Below are 21,383 nucleotides of genomic sequence, written 5' to 3' on the forward strand. Positions count from 1 at the left end.
CAGTCATCCAGAGCCGAATGAGGCAAGGAGCCCGCTCACGTGTCCGTCTTCGACAAGATCCTGCGCGCAGGCGAGGGCAAGATCCTCCGCAAGCTGCAGCGGATTGCCGCCCAGGTCAACTCGATCGAAGAGGACTTCGTCAACCTCACCGACGAAGAGCTGCGCGCGCTGACCGACGAGTACAAGTCCCGCCTGGCCGACGGCGAGAGCCTCGACGACATCCTTCCCGAGGCGTTCGCCACCGTCCGCGAGGCCGCCAAGCGCGTCCTGGGCCAGCGCCACTACGACGTCCAGCTGATGGGCGGCGCCGCCCTGCACTACGGGCACGTCGCGGAGATGCGCACCGGCGAGGGCAAGACCCTGGTCGGCACCCTGCCCGCGTACCTGAACGCGCTGACCGGCAAGGGCGTGCACCTGATCACGGTCAACGACTACCTCGCCGAGCGCGACTCGGAGTGGATGGGCCGGGTGCACCGCTTCCTGGGCCTCGAGGTCGGCGTGATCCTGGCGAACATGTCGCCGGCCGAGCGCAAGCGCCAGTACGGGATGGACATCACGTACGGCACCAACAACGAGTTCGGCTTCGACTACCTGCGCGACAACATGGCGTGGTCGCAGGACGAACTGGTGCAGCGCGGCCACAACTTCGCCATCGTCGACGAGGTCGACTCGATCCTGATCGACGAGGCCCGCACCCCGCTGATCATCTCGGGCCCGGCCGACCAGGCCACCAAGTGGTACAACGACTTCGCCAAGCTGGTGCAGCGCCTCAAGATCGACCGCGACTACGAGGTCGACGAGAAGAAGCGCACCGTCGGCATCCTGGAGGAGGGCGTCGGCCGGGTCGAGGACTACCTCGGCATCGACAACCTCTACGAGTCGGTGAACACCCCGCTGGTCGGCTTCCTGAACAACGCCATCAAGGCCAAGGAGCTGTACAAGGTCGACAAGGACTACGTCGTCATCAACGGCGAGGTCATGATCGTCGACGAGCACACCGGCCGCATCCTGGCCGGCCGCCGCTACAACGAGGGCATGCACCAGGCGATCGAGGCCAAGGAAGGCGTCGAGGTCCAGAACGAGAACCAGACGCTGGCCACCATCACCCTGCAGAACTTCTTCCGCCTCTACGACAAGCTGTCCGGCATGACCGGTACCGGCACCACCGAGGCGGCCGAGTTCCACCAGATCTACAAGCTCGGCGTCGTCCCGATCCCGACCAACAAGACCCCGAAGCGGATCGACCAGCCGGACCTGATCTACAAGTCCGAGCCGGCCAAGTTCGCCGCCGTGGTCGAGGACATCGCCGAGCGGCACGAGAAGGGCCAGCCGGTGCTGGTCGGCACCGTCTCGGTCGAGAAGTCCGAGTACCTGTCGCAGGAGCTGCGCAAGCGCGGCATCCCGCACGAGGTGCTGAACGCCAAGCACCACGAGCGCGAGGCGCAGATCGTCGCGCAGGCCGGCCGCAAGGGCGCCGTCACCGTCGCCACCAACATGGCCGGCCGCGGCACCGACATCATGCTCGGCGGCAACCCCGAGCACCTGGCCGCCGCCGAGCTGGCCCAGCGCGGCATCACCCCGGAGGAGACCCCGGAGGAGTACGAGGGCGCGCTCCCGGCCGCGATGGAGAAGGCCAAGGCCGCGGTCAAGTCGGAGCAGGAGGAGGTGCAGGAGATCGGCGGCCTGTACGTCCTGGGCACCGAGCGGCACGAGTCCCGCCGGATCGACAACCAGCTGCGCGGCCGCTCCGGCCGCCAGGGCGACCCGGGCGAGTCCCGGTTCTACCTGTCGCTCGGCGACGACCTGATGCGCCTGTTCAAGGCCGGCATGGTCGAGCGCGTGCTGTCGATGGCGAACGTGCCCGAGGACGTCCCGATCGAGTCGAAGATGGTCACCCGCGCCATCGCCTCCGCGCAGACCCAGGTCGAGCAGCAGAACTTCGAGATCCGCAAGAACGTCCTCAAGTACGACGAGGTCCTCAACCGCCAGCGCGAGGTCATCTACGGCGAGCGCCGCCGCGTCCTGGAGGGCGAGGACCTGCAGGAGCAGGTCGGCCACTTCATGGACGACACCGTCGCCGCGTACGTCAACGCCGCCACCGGCGAGGGCTTCGAGGACGACTGGGACCTCGACAAGCTGTGGACCGCGCTCAAGCAGCTCTACCCGGTCTCGCTCGACCTGGACGAGCTGGAGGAGGAGGCCGCGGACAGCGGCGGCCTGACCCCCGAGCTCCTCACCAAGGCCATCCAGGAGGACATCGCCGCCGCCTACGGCCGCCGCGAGGACCAGCTCGGCGACCAGATCATGCGCGAGCTCGAGCGCCGGGTCGTCCTCTCGGTGCTGGACCGCCGCTGGCGCGAGCACCTCTACGAGATGGACTACCTGCAGGAGGGCATCGCGCTGCGCGCCTACGCCCAGCGCGACCCGCTGGTCGAGTACCAGCGCGAGGGCTTCGACCTGTTCTCCGCGATGATGGAGGGCATCAAGGAGGAGTCCGTCGGCTACCTGTTCAACCTGGAGGTCCAGGTCGAGCAGCAGGTCGAGGAGGTCCCGCTGCCGGAGGACGAGCAGGTGCTGCTCGACAAGCTGGAGAAGGACGCCGTCCCGGCCGCCCGCCCGGAGATCCGGGCCAAGGGCCTGGAGGCCCCCGAGCGCAAGCGGCTGCACTACACCGCCCCGTCCGACGAGATCGGCGGCGGCGTGATCGAGGGCGACTTCGAGGAGGACGGGCCGGTCGACGAGGGCGACGGCCTGACCCGCGCCGAGCGCCGCAAGGCCGCCAAGGCGGCGAAGGGCGGCCGGCGCCGCAAGGGCTGACCGGCCGGCTGTCCGACGGGGCGCCGCCTCCTGCGGGAGGCGGCGCCCCGCCGCGTTCCCGGGGGCGGTCGTCGTCCGGGTCGCACGGCGGTGTCCGCGGTGATCCCGGGCGGTCGTCGTCCGGTCTTCACGACGGTGCCCGCGGTGATCCTGGGCGGTCGTCATCTGGTCTCCACGGCGGCGCACTGCCACTGGCCGGTGCGGGTGTGCTGCTCCAGCCGGAAGGCCAGCACGTGGTGCCGGGGCCCGAACTCCACCCGCACGCACGCCTCCACCGCGCCCGGGCCCGGCGCGCAGTCGTGTACCCGGCCCAGCCGGGGGCGCTGGGACCGGCCGCGCGGGCGCAGCGGGCCGGTCCGCACCAGCGCCGCGAGCTGGTGGAAGCCCGGCAGCGTGGTGTGCCGCTGCAACTGGTGCACCGGGCGGGCCCCGGACAGCACCTCCACCAGCCGGTGCGCGAACCGCCCGGCGAGCTCGGCGTGGCCGGTGCTGCTCGGTGCGGCCGTCCGGGCCCGGTACGGCGGGCGGGGGCCGTCGCACGCCGCGCGCGGGCTGCGGGCCGGGCGCGGGCCGGTCCCGGCGGGGTGCTGGGGGTGCTGCGGGTGCGGTTCCGGGTGCGGGTGGCGGACCGGGCGGCGGGGAGCCGGTACGGGGCGGACCAGCGGACGGATCCGCGGGCCGGGCGTCCGGGTGAGCTGCTCGGTCATCGTGGCCCTCTCGGTGGGGAAGTGTCGGGGTGCTGCGTGGCCTTTGGTATCGGGTCGGCAAAGAGCGCTCCAAGGGCTTTTCCGGCCCCGTGGAAGCCGCCGGAAATCCACCCGTACGGGTGGCGGCCCGGTGTTCGCAAGGGCGGTGCGGCCGGTGCCGGAGCGGGGAGTTGACGGCGGCTCGGGTGCCGGAACGGTCCGTAGGGGGACGTCGGCGGTGACCTGATCGGCGCAGGGGCCGGGCGGCGGAGGGCCGTCGCGGGCGGCCCGGCGGGCTGCGTATTCTTGACCCGTCCGCAGTGTCCGAGAGAGGTGCCACCGATGCGCGTGTACGTGCCCACCACGTTGAGCGACCTGGCGGTGGCGCACCCGGAGGGCGTCCTGGAGCGGAGCGTCGCCTACGCGGTGACGCCCGCGCTGCGCGAGTGGTACGTCAGCGACGACCTGGAGGAACTCGAGTACGCGGCGCTCAACCGGGCCGCGCTCTCCTCGGTCCGCCTGCTGGCCGCCGATCCGGACGCCCCGCGCCGCCGGGTGGTCCTCGCCGTCGAGGTCGCCGACTCGGCGGTCACGCCGTTCCCCGGCGACGAGTACCAGGACCAGGCCTCGCTCGGGCGGGTCGTGCTGCGCGGCCCGATCCGGCTGGCCAAGGCCGCCGCGGTGCACGCCGACGACGCCGACCCGGACGTCCTCGCCGACGTGGCGGCGGCGGTCGGGGCGATCACCGCCGCGGACGGCGGCGACCAGGACGCGCAGTTCACCGTGGACGGTGCGGAGGACCACGAACTGCTCTGGTTCGCCATCCAGGAGATCCCCGGCCTGATCGGCTGACCCCGCCCCGCTGCTTTCCCGGCTTTCCCGCAGACCCCGTCACGGCCACCCGGCCGGGGCGGGGTCTGCGGCGTTCTCGGGGGCGGAGTCCGGGCCGTGGTCCGGGTCGTGGTCCGGCGGGCGGGGGTGAGCCGCTCCTCGGGCGATGTCGTTGCGCTTGCAAGTATGTGTGTCTGCAATTATTGTCGAAGCACGTAAGGCGCACCGGCAATCGTATGGAGGTTCGCGTCATGCCACTCGCGCTTCTCGCCCTGGCCATCGGGGCGTTCGGGATCGGCACCACCGAGTTCGTGATCATGGGCCTGCTGCCCGAGGTCGCGTCCGACTTCGGGGTGGGCATCCCGACCGCGGGCCTGCTGGTCACCGGCTACGCGGCCGGCGTGGTGGTCGGGGCCCCGCTGATGACCGTGCTCGGCACCCGGATCAGCCGCAAGCGGATGCTGATGCTGCTGATGGTGCTGTTCACCGCGGGCAACCTGCTGTCCGCGCTGGCGCCCGGGTTCGGGGTGATGCTGGCCGGGCGGATCGTCGCCTCGCTCGCGCACGGCGCGTTCTTCGGCATCGGGTCGGTGGTCGCCGCCGAGCTGGTCGCGCCGGAGAAGAAGGCCGGGGCGATCGCCACCATGTTCACCGGGCTGACCGTCGCCAACATCGTCGGCGTGCCGCTGGGCACCTTCATCGGCCAGCAGATCGGCTGGCGGACCACCTTCGCCGCCGTCGCCGCGCTCGGCGTGGTCGGGCTGCTGGGCATCGCCAGGCTGGTGCCCGAGCTGCCCCGGCCGGCGGGGGCGCACCTGCGGCGGGAGCTGGCCGCGTTCAGGAACGCGCAGGTCGTGCTGGCGATGGGCATGACGGTGCTCGGCTTCGGCGGGGTGTTCGCCGCGATCACCTACATCAAGCCGATGATGACCGAGGTCGCCGGGTTCTCCGAGGGCTCGGTCACCTGGCTGCTGGTGCTGCTCGGGGTCGGCATGTTCCTGGGCAACCTGCTGGGCGGGCGGTTCGCCGACCGCCGGCTGATGCCGATGCTGTTCACCACCCTGGGCGGCCTGACCGCGGTGCTCGCCCTGTTCACCGTCACCGCGCACAACGAGGCCACCGCCGCCGTCACCCTGCTGCTGATCGGGGCGCTCGGCTTCGCCACCGTGCCGCCGCTGCAGAAGCGGGTGCTGGACCAGGCGCACGGCGCGCCGACGCTGGCCTCGGCCGTCAACATCGGGGCGTTCAACCTGGGCAACGCGCTGGCCGCCTGGCTCGGCGGCGCGGTGATCACCGCCGGGCTCGGCTACACCGCCCCGAACTGGGTGGGCGCGCTGCTGGCCGGCTCCGCGCTGGTGCTGGCCCTGGTCTCGGCCGGGCTGGAACGCCGGGCGAAGGCCGCCCCCGCGGCCGTCCGGGTCCCCGTCCTCAACCACTGAACACCCTCGAACTCCCCTCCTGGAGAAGGAACATGAGCACCACCGTCCCCACCGTCACCCTCAACAACGGCATCGAGATGCCCCAGCTCGGCTTCGGCGTCTTCCAGGTCCCCGACGAGGAGACCACCGCGGCCGTCGCCACCGCGCTGGAGGCCGGGTACCGCAGCATCGACACCGCCGCGGTCTACGGCAACGAGCGCGGCGTCGGCAAGGCGCTGGCCGCGTCCGGGCTGCCGCGCGAGGAGCTGTTCGTCACCACCAAGCTGTGGAACGCCGACCAGGGCCACGACGCCACCCTGCGGGCCTTCGACGCCAGCCTCGACAGGCTCGGCCTGGAGTACGTCGACCTGTACCTGATTCACTGGCCCACCCCGGCCCGGGACCTGTACGCCGACTCCTGGCGGGCCATCGGGAAGCTCGCCGCCGAGGGCCGGATCCGCGCGGCCGGCGTCTCCAACTTCCGGCCCGCGCACCTGACCCGGCTGATCGAGGCCGGCGGACCCGTCCCCGCCGTCAACCAGGTCGAGCTGCACCCCGGCCTCCAGCAGGCCGAGCTGCGCGCCTTCCACGCCGCGCACGGCATCGCCACCGAGGCCTGGAGCCCGCTCGCCCAGGGCGCCGTGCTGGACGACCCGGCGATCACCGCGATCGCCGCGCGCACCGGCAAGTCCCCCGCCCAGGTGGTGCTGCGCTGGCACCTGCAGCTCGGCAACCTGGTCATCCCCAAGTCGGTCACCCCGGCCCGGATCCGGCAGAACCTGGACGTCTTCGACTTCGCGCTCACCGAGGACGACCTGGCCGCGATCGCCGCCACCGACCGGGACTTGCGCACCGGGCCGGACCCGGACGCGTTCAACTGACCGGGCGGCGGACCCGGGAACGACGCGCGGCCCGTTGAGGACGGCCGCCTTCGTGTTGTCGGCCTCGGCCTTGAGGCCGGCGGTGGTGTCGGTCCTGGCGTTGAGCAGGTCCTTCAGGCGGGGGGTCGTGCGCGGCCCGCTTGTCCTTGACGGTCAGCACGTCGCTGACGGAGCCGTCCTCGGGGACGGTGACGGTCAGGTCGACGCCCGGGACGACCTCGGGGTAGAGGGCGCTGTTGCCGTCGAGGACCGGCTTGGGCAGGGCGAGCGGCAGGGTCAGGGCCCATGCCCTGGCCGCCGGTGTGCAGCGAGGCCAGCGGGCCGCTGCCGCCACCCGACAGCACCACGCCGTCGACGCTCACGGCGGGCGAGGGGGTGCCGTCCGGGTTGGCGGTCAGCCCGCCGGTGATGAGGGTGGCGGCGAGCAGTGCCGCTGTTCCGGGGACCGGTATGCCCGAGTGTTTTTTCTACGCATGTCCTCTTGCTGTTCCTTTGACGGATGATGGTCGGCGAAGCTGCCCGCCCGGCCTTGCGGGCCGGGCGGGCAGCGGGGGACGGGAGGGGTCAGTAGCCGGCGAAGTAGCCGTTGGCGTCGATCACCAGATGGGTGCTCGTGCCGTTGCCGGCCACCTTGAAGGTGCCGCCGCTGGTGCCGGCCAGGTCGAAGGCGGCCTGGTCGGTGCCCGTGGCGTAGCTGAGGCTGGTGGTGGCCGGCGGGTTGGCACCGGCCGTGTCGACAGCGATGAAGCCGCTGCCGGTCTCACCGGTCGCAGTCAGGTTGAGGACGTAGGTCGGGTTGACCGCACTGATGGGAGTGGACCGGCCGTAGGAGCGCACCTCGCCGCTGGTGAAGATGCCGCCGCTTAGCCGGGTGTCGACCAGCCGGGTGGAGGCCATCGGGTGGTAGTACTGCCCGGTGCCGGCCGAAGGCGTGGTGGTGAAGTAGCCGACCACGTCACCGACGACGTCGATGCTTCCGCCGTAGTTGTTCTGGATGTCCAGCTTCCCGTTCGCGGCGACGGGCACGATCTGCAGCACCGTCGTCGGGACGGACACGGTGTAGCTCAGGCTGGTGACCGCACCCACGGCGGAGACCCCGTCGGCGTTGGCGGTGACGAAGCCGTTCGCGTCGGAGTTGACCACGGTCATGGCGAGGGCCACCGCGCTCACCCCGGAGGACGGGATCCGGCCGCCCGCGCCGCCTGCGGTCGGGTAGACCAGGGTTCCGCCCGCCGCGATCTTCCCGGTTGGCACGCCGGTGCCGATCCGGGTGTCGATCACCCGGGTCGGGGTGAACGGCACGTACCGGGCTGCGCCTGTCGCGGAGGTGTCGGTGGTGAAGTAGCCGGTGACGTCGACGATGATCTGGACGCTGGCGCCGTTGCTGACGGTGACGTTGATCTTGCCGTTGCCGCCGACCGGGACGACCGCGCTGTTGGTGACGGTTCCGGTGGTGTAGTTGAGGGTGCTCGACACCGGGAGCGGGGTGCCGTCCGGGTACAGCGTCAGGAAGCCGGGTCCGGCCGCGCCGGTGGCGGTCACCGACACCACGGCGGCGCTCACCTTCGAAGTCGGCACGCCGGCCTTGCCGGTGATCTGGACCGGAACGGTGTGGGTGCCTGCGACCGGGCCGGTGACGCCGCCGAGACCTGATCGGGTGTCCACCAGCCGGGTCGGGCTCACGGAGACGTACGTCCCGCCCGCAGTCTGCGCCTGGACGGGCGGGACGGCCGCGTTCCAGGTGCGGACGTCGTCGATCTGGCCGGAGAACCAAGCGGTCTGGGCCTGGCCGTTCAGGTAGCTGCCGAGCCGGGCCGGGCCGGTGAAGCCGCCGGCCGGGACGTGCCGGAGCACGCCGGTCTGCACGCCGTTGACGTAGAGGGTCATCATGCCGGTGCTCGCCTGGTAGGTGGCGGTCACCTGAGCCCAGAGGCCGAGTTCGACGGCACCGCCGTGGATGCAGTCGTACGGCCAGCCGGTGCTGTCTCCGGTGGCCATGCAGAACGACCACAGGTTGGTGCCGGCGTCGGGATAGAGCATCAGGCCTGCGGTGGTGGTCCCGTCCTGGGAGAAGACGATGCCACCGGTGTTGTTGGGTTTCACCCGTGCCGAGACCGTCAGGTCGCCGGTGTTGGACAGCGTGAGCGCCGGACCGCCGGCGGTCAGGCCGCCGTGGGCGGTGGACGGGGTGGACCCGTCGGCCGCCGTGTTCAGCAGCACGTCGGAGCCGTACAGGTCACCGGTGTTCCACTGCGCGCCGGCGGTGCCGGTCAGCGCGAGCGAGCCCGCGCTGTCCGTGGTGGTGGTCAGGGTGCTGCCGGTGGGGTTGGTGCCGATGTCCTGGAAGTTCCAGGAGTGGTTGGGGGTGGTGAGTGTGGTGGTGGTGTTGGTGAGTGTGGGGGTGTTGGCGAGTGTGGTTGGTTTGGTGTTGGTGGTCTGGCCGGTGGTGTGGTCGGTGGTCCAGAGGGTGGGGATGCCGCTGCCGGTGAGGTCGGCGGCGCGGAGGGTGAGGTTCTTGCCGGTGTTCCAGCCGGAGGCGGCGATGGTGTAGGTGCCGGTGGTGGTGAGGGTGGTGCCGTCGGTGGTGGCCTTGAGGCCGGTCCAGAGGTGGAGTGCGCCGGTGGCGGGCTTCCAGAGGTACAGCGCGGTGCCGCCGGCGAGTTGGGCGGTGGCCAGCTTCCACTGGTCCCAGTCCCGGGTGCCGTCGGGGGTGTTGAGGGCGGTCAGGACGGTGCAGTTGGCCAGGCAGATGCTGCCCCAGTCGGGGTCGGTGTTGCCGTAGCCGTTGGAGGTGGTGGACCAGTGCAGGACGAGGTCGCCGCCGGTGACGGCGAGCAGGTCCGGGTGGCCGGTGCTCCGGCTGCTGGTGTTGCCGGCGGTCACCACCTGGGTGGCCGGGCTCCGGTCGGTGCCGAACAGCGAGCCGCCGGTGATCCGCAGCGGCGCGGTGGCGCTGCCGAGGGTGGTGCGCAGCGGGTCGGTGCTGCCGTCGCTGCACATGACGGTGCCGCCGCCGGCGTTGGCGCCGGTGGGGAAGTAGGCGAGGACGTCCTGCGCGCCGTTGCCGCAGAAGTTGCCGGTGACGGTCTGCGCGCCGTTCCATTCGGTGGGGTCGGCCGTGGGGTTGATGCCCAGGCCGTTGACGCCGATGTTGGTGGTGCTCGGTGCCACTGTTCCGTCGCCGTGCCCGCTGCTCAGCCACAGGCCCGCCGGGAACGCGCTGCCGGGTGAGCCGGGGACGATCAGGTCGGGGGTGCCGTCGAGGTTGAGGTCGCCGTCCTTGGCCGGTGGATTGATCGCCGAGCCGGTGAACCATACGGTGACCGCCTGCCCGAGGTTGCCGCCCGCTGAATAGGCGTTCACCGTCAGGGTGTTGACCAAGTGTTCGAGCGGCACGGTGATGGCCTGGAGGCCGGTGGCACTGATCTTCACCGGCGGGTTCTGGTTCAGCTGGTACTGGTAGCCGGAAACCGTCGAGCCGACCGGCGGCGTCAGGGTGAACGTGCACAAGGTGCCGACCTGTGGCAGCGTGCCGCTCTCACTGGCCTGCGGGCAGACGGTGCCGCCGCTTGACACGACCCCGGGTGCGCCGGGTCGGGTCGGGTCCCAGGTGAAGGTGCAGGGGCTCGACCAGTCGGAGGTCAGTGTGTTGTCGGTGGTGACGGCCTGCCAGGTGAAGGAGGTGGAGGCCCCGCCGGAGGCGGTCTTGAACAGGCTCTCCGGGACGGGCATGACCGCGGGCTGGCCGGACGCTCCGTTGTAGGAGGCGGAGTTGATGCCGTTGGCGGGGGTGAGCAGGTTGGTGTGGCTGCCGTCACCGGACTTGTAGAGGGTGAAGCCGGTGGTGAGGGAGCTGCCGGTGGGGGTGGAGACGGGGGCGTAGAGCGTCACCGAGGTGTCGCCCAGGACCGTCGAGGAGCAGTTGGTGGCGGGGGAGGTGTAGAGGCCGGACGGGGTGTCGGGCTTCTTGTCGTAGGTGATGGTGAGGTTGGCGGTGCTGGCCTGGAACTCCTTGAACGCGTAGTTGTCGGAGTGGTCGTCGGCGCGCAGGGCGACGGTCTGGGTCCACTTCCAGTCGTTGACGGCCTGGTTGATGGGACCGGTGATGTCGTAGGCGTTGATCGGGCCGGCCGGGCAGTTGGAGTTGTAGCCCTTGGCGAAGTTCTGGTCGCCGACGCGGCTGCCGAGGTTGCCGGACCAGTAGTTCCAGGTGGCGTTGGTGCTGTCCAGGGTCGCGCCGGGGACGTAGACGCCGACGGACTGGTTGTGGCCGGAGGTCAGGCAGGCCCAGGAGTGGGTCTCGGTGATGCCGAAGTAGGCGCCGTAGACGACCGCGCCGTGCAGCAGGTTCTGGTCGATGGGGAAGTTGAAGATGCTCAGCGCTTCGCCGCCGTAGCCGCCGTTGCCGATCTGGGTGATGCCCGAGGTCGGGTCGACGGTGCTGTTCCAGTACTTCGTGCCGGGGTAGGCGGCGGAGGGGCTGGAGTAGGCGCTCTTGCCCCAGTTGGGGGAGTACGTCGGGTCGAGGAAGACCGGGTAGGTCGTGTCCGCGGCGTCCAGCAGATCGGCGGGGGCGGCGAGTTCGATCGACCGGTCCTTGACCGTCGGCTTCAGCTTCGCCCGGTGGGCGGCAGCGAGGGCCGCCGACTCCGGCCGCACAGCGGCGCGGTTGCCGGCTGCGGCGGGCCGGTCGGCCTCCGCCGTCGGGGTGGAGTCCCAGGCGAGGGGGGCCGGCGCGGTGTAGAGCTTGCGGCCGTGCTGGTCGGTGACGGCGAGGTTGCCGTCGGCGTCGGCCTCGGCCTTGAGGCCGGCGGTGGTGTCGGTCCTGGCGTTGAGCAGGTCCTTCAGGCGGGGGTCGTGGGCGGCCCGCTTGTCCTTGACGGTCAGCACGTCGCTGATCGCACCGGTTTCACGGACGGTGACGGTCAGGTCGACGCCGGGCAGGACCTCGGGGTAGAGGGCGCTGTTGCCGTCGAGGACCGGCTTGGGCAGGGCGACGGGCAGGGTGAGTTCGAAGCCCTGGCCGCCGGTGTGCAGGGAGGCCATCGGACCGCTGCCGCCACCCGACAGCACCACGCTGCTGGGCGTCACAGCGGGTGAGAGGGTGCCGTCCGGGTTGGCCTTCAGCGTCGCGTCCAGGCCCCTCCAGGCACCGTCGCGGAAGGTTCGCACCGGGACGGCGGACTGGGTGAGGGTCAGCGTCCCGTCGGGGTTGGCGGTGGTCTGCGCCGTCTCCGTGGTCAGCGCGTCCGCCACCACCGGCTTGCCGGTCCGCTTCGCCTGCGCCGAAGCCTCCCGCTCCGTCAAGGGCTTCACGGCAGCCGACGGGGTGCCCTGTGGTGCCGCGGACGTCGCGAAAGCCGGCGCTCCTGCCAGTGTTGCGGCGGCCAGCGCACCGGCCAACAGTGCCGCCCCTCCCCTGTTGGGGCGGTCAAAACGTCTCTGTATTCCCATTTTCCCTGTTTCCATAATTGACTTCCGGAGTTTCGAGAATTCGTCTCCGGAGGGTGCTTATCACGAACTGGCGACAGGATGCGACAGGCCTCCGGGCGGCCCGGGGAGGGCGGTGGCGGAGAGTTATGCCATGGAATGGCAAACTTTCCCATCGAATGGCAAAGTGGTGGGGCGGGATGGGGCGAAGTGGCCGGAAGGCCCTTCAAATGAGGCGATCTGATGGCCTGTCGGCCCTTCGTGAGGATTGGGTCGGATGGTCCCATCGCAGATAAAAACGGAGCATATGCTTCCAATTGCCGTGTCCACATGGCGGGCGTGACTGATTTGTAATCAATGGAGTGGTGATTAGTTCCTGCCCGTCGGCGAGGATCATCGCTGGCATTCGAACGATCTGGGTGCCGGGCCGGTCGATCTGCTGCCGGCCTTTTGCCTGCGTACGGTGGGGGCGGTTTTGCGTTCGAGGATTCGGCGGAGAGAGTGGCACTCGGCCCTGGGGCGGATCGCCCTGGTGCTGTCGACGGCGCTGGTCGCGCAGGTGGGCATCAGCACCACCGTGGCGGCGGCCCGGCCTGCGGGCCACGCTCCGGACGCCCAGCTCGGCCGAGTGGTCAAGACCACCTCGCAGAAGCCGAAGTCCGTGCCGCGCGACAAGCCGCTGTCCAGCCGGACCCTGGCCACCCCCAAGTGGCCCGCCGCGTCCGAGGGGTCGCTGTCGCTGACGGGCGGTGACAAGCAGATCGCGGGCGGCAGCCCGGTGTGGGGACGGACGGTGCCCGACGCCAAGGGCGGACCGGCCGGTCCCGCCTCGCTGGGTGTCAAGGTGCTGGACCACAAGGCCGCACAGGCAGCCGGCATCGACGGTGTGATCGCCCAGCTCGCCCCGGGCGACCGGACGAAGGGCAGGACCCAGGTCGGGCTGGACTACTCGTCCTTCGCCGAGGCGTACGGCGGTGACTACGCGTCCCGCCTGCACCTGGTCACGCTGCCCGCCTGCGCGCTGACCACCCCCGAGGTCCCGGACTGCCGGGTGCAGACCCCGGTGCCGACCACCAACGACGTCGAGCACCGGACGCTGTCCGCCACCCTGGAGCTCAACTCCGGTGTGCAGGACGCTGATCAGGTGCCCCAGGCGAAGGGATCGGGCGGCGCCGGCATCCAGCAGGCGTCGTTCACCGCCGCCGCTCCGGCGGGCGTGCAGAGCGCGGGGGCGACCGTGCTCGCCGCGACCGCCGGCACCTCGTCCGGCAACGGCGGCGGCGCCGGCGGCCAGTACGGTGCCACCTCGCTGAGCCCGTCCGGCAGTTGGGCCTCCGGCAGTGCGTCCGGCTCCTTCAACTACAGCTACCCGATCTCGACCCCGCCCGCGGTGTCCGGCCTGGTCCCGAGCCTCAACCTGTCGTACGACTCGGGCAGCGTGGACGGCAAGACCGCCTCCAGCCAGGCGCAGTCCTCGTGGATCGGCGACGGCTGGGCGATGGCGGACTCGTTCATCGAGCAGACCTTCGTCTCCTGCTCGGACTCGCCCGAGGGCATCGCACAGCCGGCCGCCAAGTCGACCGGCGACATGTGCTACAACGGCCCGCTGCTGAGCGTGTCGTTCAACGGCTCGTCCTCCTCGCTGATCTGGGACGCGGCCTCCAGCACCTGGAAGCCCAGTGACGCCAGCGGCCTCGTCGTCTCGCACGTGACCGGTAGCAACAACGGGTCGGGGACGTTCAACACCGACTACTGGACGCTGACGGACCGTTCGGGGACGGTGTACAGCTTCGGGCGCAACCAGCTGCCCGGCTGGTCGTCGGGCAAAGCGGTGACGAACTCGGTGGACTCGGAGCCGGTGTACTCGGCGAACCCGGGCGACCCCTGCTACAACGCGACGTTCGCCAACGCGGTGTGCACGACGGCGTACCGCTGGCACCTGGACTACGTCAAGGACCTGCACGGCAACGCGATGTCGTACTGGTACAAGCAGGACACCAACTACTACGGGCGCAACAACGGTGCCACGATGACGCCGTACGTGCGCGACAGCCACCTCGACCGCATCGACTACGGCTTCACCGACGGCAACGCCTACGGCACGGTCGCGGACAGGGTCTCCTTCACCACCGGGGACCGCTGCGTCACCGGGACCTGCCGGCCGCTGAACGCGGCGAACGCGGCGAACTGGCCGGACGTGCCCTTCGACCTCGTGTGCGCGCAGGGCGCCACCTGCACCACTACCTCGCCGGGCTTCTTCTCCACCGTCCGGCTGACCGGCATCGCCACCTCGCAGTGGAACGGCAGCGCCTACGCGCCGGTGGACACCTGGGCGCTGGCGCAGTCGATCCCGACGACGGGCACGTACAACACCTCGACGCTGTGGCTGGACTCGATCACCCACACCGGCAAGGACACCTCCGCGGGCGGGCCGGAGGTGCCGCTGCCGCCGGTGACGTTCCACGGCGCGATGATGGCCAACCGGGTCGACTACACCACCGGCAACGGCTCGGGGCTCGGCCCGCTGAACCGGTACCGGATCGACCGGATCACCACCGAGACCGGCAGCGCGATCGGCGTCGAGTACACGCTGCCCGACGCCTGCACCCCGGCCGGCATCCAGGGCCTGGACCCGGCGACCAACACCTCCTCGTGCTACCCCGTCAACTGGACGCCGAAGTTCATGACGGACCCGTACACGGACTGGTTCAACAAGTACGTGGTCAAGTCGGTCTCGCAGTCCGACCCCTCGGGCGGCTCGGCGGGCCTGTACACCGCGTACACCTACAAGGGCGGCGGCGCCTGGCACCACGACGACAACGAGGTCGTCAAGGCCAAGTACCGCACCTGGGGCCAGTGGCGCGGCTACGGCGACGTGCAGACCCGCACCGGCCAGGGCGCCGACCCGCTCACCCTCTCCGAGTCCTGGTTCTACCGGGGCATGGACGGCGACTGGCTCTCCCCGACCAGCACCCGCACCGTCAACCTGGCCGACTCCCAGGGCGGCACCCACCGCGACAGCGACCAACTCTCCGGCAACGCCCTGGAATCCACCGCCTACACCTACGACGGCGGGCCGGTCGACCACTCCAGCATCAACTCCTACTGGGTCTCCGCCCCCACCGCCAGCCGCACCCGCACCGGGCTGCCCCCGCTCACCGCCAACGCCACCGGCAAGGTCGAGACCTGGGCCCGCCAGGCCATCACCTCCACCAGCCCCACCACCTGGCGCACCACCGAGACCGACACCAGCTACGACACCGACCCCGCCTCGCCGACCTTCGGCCTGGAGCTGTACACCTACAGCCACGGTGACCTCGCGCTGGCCGGCACCGCGAACTCGCAGGAGACCTGCGCCCGCACCGCCTACGCCCCGGCCAACACCGCGCTCAACCTCAGCGGCCTGGTCGCCGAGAGCGAGACCGACGCCAAGCCCTGCGCCGGCGCCAACCCGGGCGGCGCCAGCGCCCCCACCGACGCCCAGCTCAACAAGCTGACCGCGCCGACCGGCCTCAACCGGGCCACCGACGTCGTCTCGGCCGACCGCACCTTCTACGACAACCCGACGATGGCGGCCACCTGGCCGCAGCCCGCCGCGCCCACGTGGCCGCAGGCCGCCCCCACCAAGGGCGACGTCTCCGTCACCCAGGCCGCGACCGGCTACAGCGGCGGCGCGTTCACCTACCAGACCAAGTCGGCGACCGTCATGGACGCCTACGGCCGGCCCACCGCCTCGTACGATCCGCTCGGCCACAAGACCAGCACCGAGTACACGACCACCCCGTACCTCACCACCACCGGGGCCAAGGCCACCAACGCGCTCGGCCAGACCACCAGCACCACCCTCGCCCCGGCCCGCGCGCTCACGCTGACCGTGACCGACCCCAACGGCATCGTCACCAGCGTCAAGTCCGACGGCATGGGCCGCACCACCGGCGTGTGGCGCAACTCGCGCACCACCGATCAGCCCGCCAACCAGAAGTACAGCTACAGCTTCCCCGCCACCGGGACCACCGCCCCGGTCGTCGTCACCACCCAGGTGATGAACGAGGAGAGCGGCTACTCCCAGGCCACCACCCTGCTGGACGCCATGCTCCGGGTCCGCCAGGTCCAGGGCCAGGCCGTCACCACCGCCAACGGGCGGATCGTCAGCGACACCTTCTACGACTCGCACGGCTGGGCCTACAAGACCTACAGCAACTACCGGGACACCACCGCGAACCCGGGCCCCGACCTGGTCTCCCCGGTCGGCGGCGACGCCAACATCGACCAGCAGACCCTGACCTCCTTCGACGGCCTCGGCCGGCCCAGCGTGGTCAAGACCCTCCAGCAGCAGCAGGTCCGGAGCACCACCTACAGCCAGTACCTCGGCGACCGCGCCGTCGTCGTCCCGCCCACCGGCGGCACCGCCACCGCGACCGTCACCGACGGCCTCGGCCGCGCCGTCGAACTCGACCAGTACGCCACCGCGCCCACCGTCAGCACCGCGGTCACCGGAGGCTTCACCACCGCCACCGCCACCGGCGGCACCACCACCGCCACCCACTACAGCTACGACACGCTCGGCCGCCCGCTCCGGACCACCGACGCCCAGGGCGCGGTCTGGAGCACCGGCTACGACTACCTCGGCCGCCCGGTCAGCCAGAGCGACCCGGACGCCGGATCCACCCCGGCCGGATCCCCGACGCTCTACGACGCCGCGGGCAACGTCCTGCAGTCCACCGACCCGGCCGGGCACACCACGTCCTTCGTCTACGACGCGCTCAACCGGAAGACCGCGCAGTACGGCGTCCCGCTCAGCGGCCAGCCCACGGCCACCCCGACCGCCACCTGGGTCTACGACAACAGCGACAACGCCGTCCCCGGCATGGCCTACCCCGTCGGCCACGTCACCACCGAGACCTCGAACACCCCGCTGGGCGCCTTCAAGACCCAGGCGCTGGGCTTCAACATCTTCAACGAGCCGACCGGCGAGAGCTACACCATCCCCGGCAGCGCCTCCGTCACCGGCAGCTCGGCGATCGCCGGGACCTACACCTACCGGCACAGCTACAACCCGGTCACCGGCTCGCCGAAGTCCACGCTGATCCCGGCCGCCGGCGGCATGGACGCAGAGATCCTGACCACCGGCTACGCCGGCTACCACGGCATCGACCTGCCCGCCACGCTCGGCGGCACCCACGGCTACACCCAGGGCGTCAGCTACACCTCCTTCGGCCAGGTCGCCCAGACCGTGATCGGCTCGGCCACCGACAAGGCCACGGTCTCGTACACCTACGACCCGCACACCGCCAAGCTCACCGACCAGAACGTCGTCAACACCGCCGTCTCCAGCACCCCGCTGGACGACACCAGCTACACCTACGACCCGGCCGGCAACATCACCTCGCAGACCGGCGTCCGCAACGGCGCCGCGACCGAGACCCAGTGCTACACCTACGACCCGCTCGACCGCCTCACCCAGGCCTGGACCACCGCGAGCACCGCCGGCTCCTGCGCCACCCAGCCCACCGCGCTGAACGTCGGCAGCACCGTCAAGGACGGCGTCACCGGCAGTGCCTACTGGACGAGTTGGACCTTCGACGTCCTCGGCCAGCCCAAGACCCAGACCGAACACGCCCTGGCCGGCGGCGGCAACGACACCACCACCAGCTACACCTACGGCGGCAGCGCCGCGAGCTGCACCACCCCCAGCACCGGCGCCCACACCCTGGCCAGTGCCACCCGCACCACCGGTACCAACACCGGCACCAGCACCTACTGCTACAACTCGCTCGGAGCCACCACCTCCCGCACCACCAGCGCCGGCCAGCAACCCCTCGCCTGGGACAACCAGGGCCGCCTGCAGACGGCCGGTACCGGCGCCAACGCCACCACCTACTACTACGACGCCTCCGGCCAGGTCATCGAGCGCGCCGACCCCGGCACCCTCACCCTCTTCCTCCCCGACCAGCAGATCACCGTCACCGGACAGACCGCCCTCAGCGCCGTCCGCACCTACGCCCTCCCCGGCGGCGGCACCGCCGTCCTCACCAACACCGCCTACGGCTTCGAACTCTCCGACCAGCACGGCAGCGGCACCGTCAGCCTCGACGCCACCGCCAAGAACCCGTCCTGGCGCCAGCTCACCCCCTACGGCGCCCCGCGCGGCGCCGCCGCCGGCGGCTCCTGGCTCGACCCGAACGGCTTCCTCGGCAAGTCACTCAGCACCAACGCCCAACTCACCACCGTCGGCGCCCGCCAGTACGACACCACCCTCGGCCGCTTCATCAGCCTCGACCCGGTCTTCGAAGCCTCCGACCCCCAGCAGCTCAACGGCTACACCTACGGCTCCAGCAACCCGGTCGTCCACAGCGACCCCAGCGGCCTGATGGCCTGGGACGCCGAGACCGGCATCGCCGCCGGCACCACCGGCCAGCTCCAGGAGCAGATCAACAAGGTCACCAGCAAGCCCGGCTTCCAGTACAACCAGCCCTGCACCAACTGCAAGAACGAACCGGAACCCCAGGCGAAGGCCCCCAAGCCCCAGCCCAAGAAGCACTGCTCCTGGTACAACGTCGCCTGCAAGGTCCAGCAGCACGCCGACGCGATCATCCAGGCCGTCACCGTCATCGCGATCGTCACCGTCATCGTGGTCGCGATCGTCGCCCCCGAGGTCATCCTCCCGATGGCCATGGCCTTCGGCGAGTCCGCCCTCACCACCGGCTCACTCGCCATGGCCTCCGTCGCCGCCGCGGCCACCGGTGTCAGCACAGTGGCTGCGGCAGCCGGAGCCGTCGGACTGGCCGCGACAGCGGCCGTGGTCGCCAATGTGGCGGGAGCCGGGACCGCAGCCTCCAACAAGGAGGGCGGAAGTCCGGCCAAGGCGGGCTCCGGCCCGTCCGGCGGCAAGAGCGCGGGCGGTAAGGCGGCGGCTCCTGTTCATGCAGCGGAAGAGCCGGCGGGCCCCGGCTGCAAGAGCTTCACCCCGGACACCCCAGTGCTTATGGGGGACGGTACGGCGAAGCCCATCGGCAAGCTCCAGACCGGTGACCTCGTTGAAGCCGCCGACCCCGACACCGGTGTCGCCCAGGGCGCCCATCCGGTCACCGCGAAGTGGATCAACCACGACTACGACCTCGTCGATCTCAAGGTCAACACCGGAGTCACCACTACCGAGGTCATCCACACCACCTCGAAGCACCTCGTCTGGGACCTCACCACCCACGCCTGGACGAAGACCCAGGACCTCAAGCCGGGCGACGTCCTCGGTACGGTCTCGGGCGAGCGGGCGACGGTTGCGGCCGTCGTCCCCCGCGATGGCGACGCTGACATGTTCAACCTGACCGTCGCCGACCTCCACACGTTCTACGTGCTGGCCGGGGCCACCCCGATCCTCGTCCACAACTGCAACACGAGCGGTGTCTACACATCCTCCGGATTGACCGAGCAGGAACTGGAGGGTGCGGCGATCCAGGCGCGTGATGACTTCGCGAAGACGATGGGCAACTCCTCCCAGCGGCAGCGTTCGACCACCGTCACCGCGGGCTACAACGTCGAGACCGGCGAGTACGCTGCCGGTGGGTCTTCGAGGGATGGGTGCGCGGAGGTCTGCGTCATCAACCTCCTCGGCGGGGACGCCAGCAAGATCCGTTTTACGGCGGCGGTCCACACGCGCAAGAGCATGCTGATGGAGCAGCAACCGGTCTGTGTCTTCTGTGAGGCGAGGTTCAGTCGGCAAGCGTTCCCGAATCCCGTCACCATATTCAAGACGGACATAATTGCGTCTCTTTATAATTGATGTTCTCGAAAGTCGTGCGGGAGGTCCCTTGTCTTCGCCCTGTGAGCGCGGTTTGCTGTTGAGTGCGGAGCTTTCGAAGTATCCCTGGGGGGATCTTCGTTCCTTCGGTGGAGACGCCGCGGCGCTTCCGGGTGCCATCAGTTCACTGGTGTCCGCGGAGTCGCAGGAGGGGGCCCGCTCCGCCTGGCGTGTGATCGACAACGTCGCGCATGTGCAGGGGCGCCTTTCGGAGTGTGCCGTTGCGGTGACGAAGTGCCTGGCCTTCGGCCTCCCGCTGGCTGGCTCGTACGGCCGCGAATACATTCTCGATCTGCTGGCGACCATGGCTGGCGGCTATGACGACCACGTGGATTCCGGTCCGGCCGGCCCGGTCTCGGTACGGGACTGCGTCCGTGCTATGGCGGGGGTATTCGATTTCTGCGTCGAGGAGATGAAGCGGCGGGGAAACGCGACCTGTGTGGACATCATCCTGATGTGTGGGGTCCATGAGGAAGGTCTGCGGAAGAGCGCCCACGAGGCTCTGCGCGAGGCGCTCACCCTCGATTCCTGCGCTCGGATCGAGGAGCTGATCGAGAGTTCCCTGCAGGACCTCTACCAGGAAAAGCACTAGCGCTGCGACGGTGCTCAACGGGCGCCCCGTCCCCGGCTCCGAGGTCCACGTCTCGAGCCGGGCGGGGCATTCCCCCGGGGGCCAGTGGAGACGCGGGGCCGGTCATCGCGAGGTGGGGCATGATCCGAAGAGGCCCGGGAGGCTTGGTGGCCGCCGCGGTCCTTCATCCCGCTCGGCACCGCCCCGTACCCTTGGCGGGTGCGTACACACATAGTCTGGGACTGGAACGGCACCCTGCTGTCGGACATGGCGGCGGTGGTCGGTGCGAGCAACGCCGCCTTCGCGACGGTCGGGATCGCGCCGATGACGCTGGAGGAGTACCGGGCGCAGTACGAGATCCCGATCCCGCGGTTCTACGAGCGGTTGATGGGGCGGATGCCGAGCCAGGCCGAGTGGCTGGCGCTGGACGACGCGTTCCACGTCAAGTACACGGAGCTGTTCGCGGGTTGCGGGCTGACGCCGGGTGTCGAGGCGCTGCTGGAGGGGTGGACGGCGGCCGGGCGGAGCCAGTCGGTGCTGTCGATGTACGAGCACGAGAAGCTGGTGCCGGTGGTGGACGCGTTCGGGCTGACCCGGCACTTCGTGCGGGTGGACGGGCGGCGCGGGGCGGCCGGCGGGCGCAAGGCCGGGGAGCTGGCCGGGCACCTGGACGCGCTGGGCGACGGGATCGACCGCGGGCGGACGGTGCTGATCGGGGACGCCGCGGACGACGCCGAGGCGGCGCTGGCCGCGGGCATCAAGTCGGTGCTGTACACCGGGGGTTCGCACACCCGGGAGAAGCTGGTGCACCTCGGCGTGCCGGTGGTCGACTCGCTCGCGGAGGCCGTCGCGGTGGCGGAGGAACTCGCCGGGTAGGCGTGTCACGCCCGGACGGCGGGGGAGGGCGCGTCCAGGGTGGGAGGGACACAGCCGACAGCCGAACCCCTAGGG

Annotated in this window: 9 protein-coding genes; 7 read left to right on the top strand and 2 right to left on the bottom strand. The window is 70.6% G+C overall.

Annotation, left to right across the window (positions count from 1 at the left end):
- The first annotated feature begins 39 nt into the window (after positions 1–39).
- Entirely contained in the window at positions 40–2,817 is a 2,778-nt protein-coding gene (gene secA / locus EDD39_RS11485; protein WP_123555340.1) for a preprotein translocase subunit SecA, read from the top strand.
- A 161-nt stretch (positions 2,818–2,978) separates the two neighbouring features.
- Here the strand turns inward: secA and EDD39_RS11490 are convergent, their stop codons facing one another.
- On the bottom strand, positions 2,979–3,524 hold the full coding sequence (locus EDD39_RS11490; RefSeq protein WP_123555342.1) for an Rv3235 family protein: 546 nt from the start codon (positions 3,522–3,524) through the stop codon (positions 2,979–2,981).
- A 321-nt stretch (positions 3,525–3,845) separates the two neighbouring features.
- On the opposite strand from EDD39_RS11490, the gene EDD39_RS11495 reads away from it, so the two are divergent.
- From EDD39_RS11495 to EDD39_RS11505, 3 genes are all read left to right on the top strand, one after another.
- The gene (locus tag EDD39_RS11495) at positions 3,846–4,355 is read left to right on the top strand and encodes a DUF6912 family protein (protein ID WP_123555344.1); all 510 of its coding nucleotides are present in this window, start codon (positions 3,846–3,848) and stop codon (positions 4,353–4,355) included.
- 230 nt (positions 4,356–4,585) lie between these two features.
- Positions 4,586–5,773, top strand: a complete 1,188-nt coding sequence (locus EDD39_RS11500; protein WP_123555346.1) for an MFS transporter — start codon at positions 4,586–4,588, stop codon at positions 5,771–5,773.
- 32 nt (positions 5,774–5,805) lie between these two features.
- Positions 5,806–6,633, top strand: coding sequence for an aldo/keto reductase (locus EDD39_RS11505; protein ID WP_123555348.1), 828 nt, complete (start codon positions 5,806–5,808; stop codon positions 6,631–6,633).
- Between the two features lie 564 nt (positions 6,634–7,197).
- On the opposite strand, the gene EDD39_RS11510 is transcribed toward EDD39_RS11505, so the two are convergent.
- Entirely contained in the window at positions 7,198–11,940 is a 4,743-nt protein-coding gene (locus EDD39_RS11510) for a LamG domain-containing protein (protein ID WP_123555350.1), read from the bottom strand.
- Positions 11,941–12,538: 598 nt separating this feature from the next.
- Between EDD39_RS11510 and EDD39_RS11515 the strand changes: the two genes are divergently transcribed.
- The 3 genes from EDD39_RS11515 (at position 12,539) to EDD39_RS11525 (ending at position 21,308) form a co-directional block, all read left to right on the top strand.
- Entirely contained in the window at positions 12,539–19,843 is a 7,305-nt protein-coding gene (locus tag EDD39_RS11515) for a polymorphic toxin-type HINT domain-containing protein (protein ID WP_148089428.1), read from the top strand.
- A 190-nt stretch (positions 19,844–20,033) separates the two neighbouring features.
- Positions 20,034–20,453, top strand: coding sequence for a hypothetical protein (locus tag EDD39_RS11520; RefSeq protein ID WP_123555354.1), 420 nt, complete (start codon positions 20,034–20,036; stop codon positions 20,451–20,453).
- A 198-nt stretch (positions 20,454–20,651) separates the two neighbouring features.
- A complete protein-coding gene (locus EDD39_RS11525; RefSeq protein WP_123555356.1) occupies positions 20,652–21,308 on the top strand; it encodes an HAD family hydrolase in 657 nt (218 codons plus the stop codon).
- Positions 21,309–21,383 lie beyond the last annotated feature (75 nt).

It is taken from the genome of Kitasatospora cineracea (genome assembly GCF_003751605.1).
Classification (GTDB): Bacteria; Actinomycetota; Actinomycetes; order Streptomycetales; family Streptomycetaceae; genus Kitasatospora; species Kitasatospora cineracea.

Excerpts from the sequence above, each read along its gene's own strand:
- EDD39_RS11495 (WP_123555344.1), top strand. The coding sequence starts at position 3,846 with ATGCGCGTGTACGTGCCCACCACGTTGAGCGACCTGGCGGTGGCGCAC.
- EDD39_RS11505 (WP_123555348.1), top strand. The coding sequence starts at position 5,806 with ATGAGCACCACCGTCCCCACCGTCACCCTCAACAACGGCATCGAGATG.
- EDD39_RS11490 (WP_123555342.1), bottom strand. The coding sequence starts at position 3,524 with ATGACCGAGCAGCTCACCCGGACGCCCGGCCCGCGGATCCGTCCGCTG.
- EDD39_RS11500 (WP_123555346.1), top strand. The coding sequence starts at position 4,586 with ATGCCACTCGCGCTTCTCGCCCTGGCCATCGGGGCGTTCGGGATCGGC.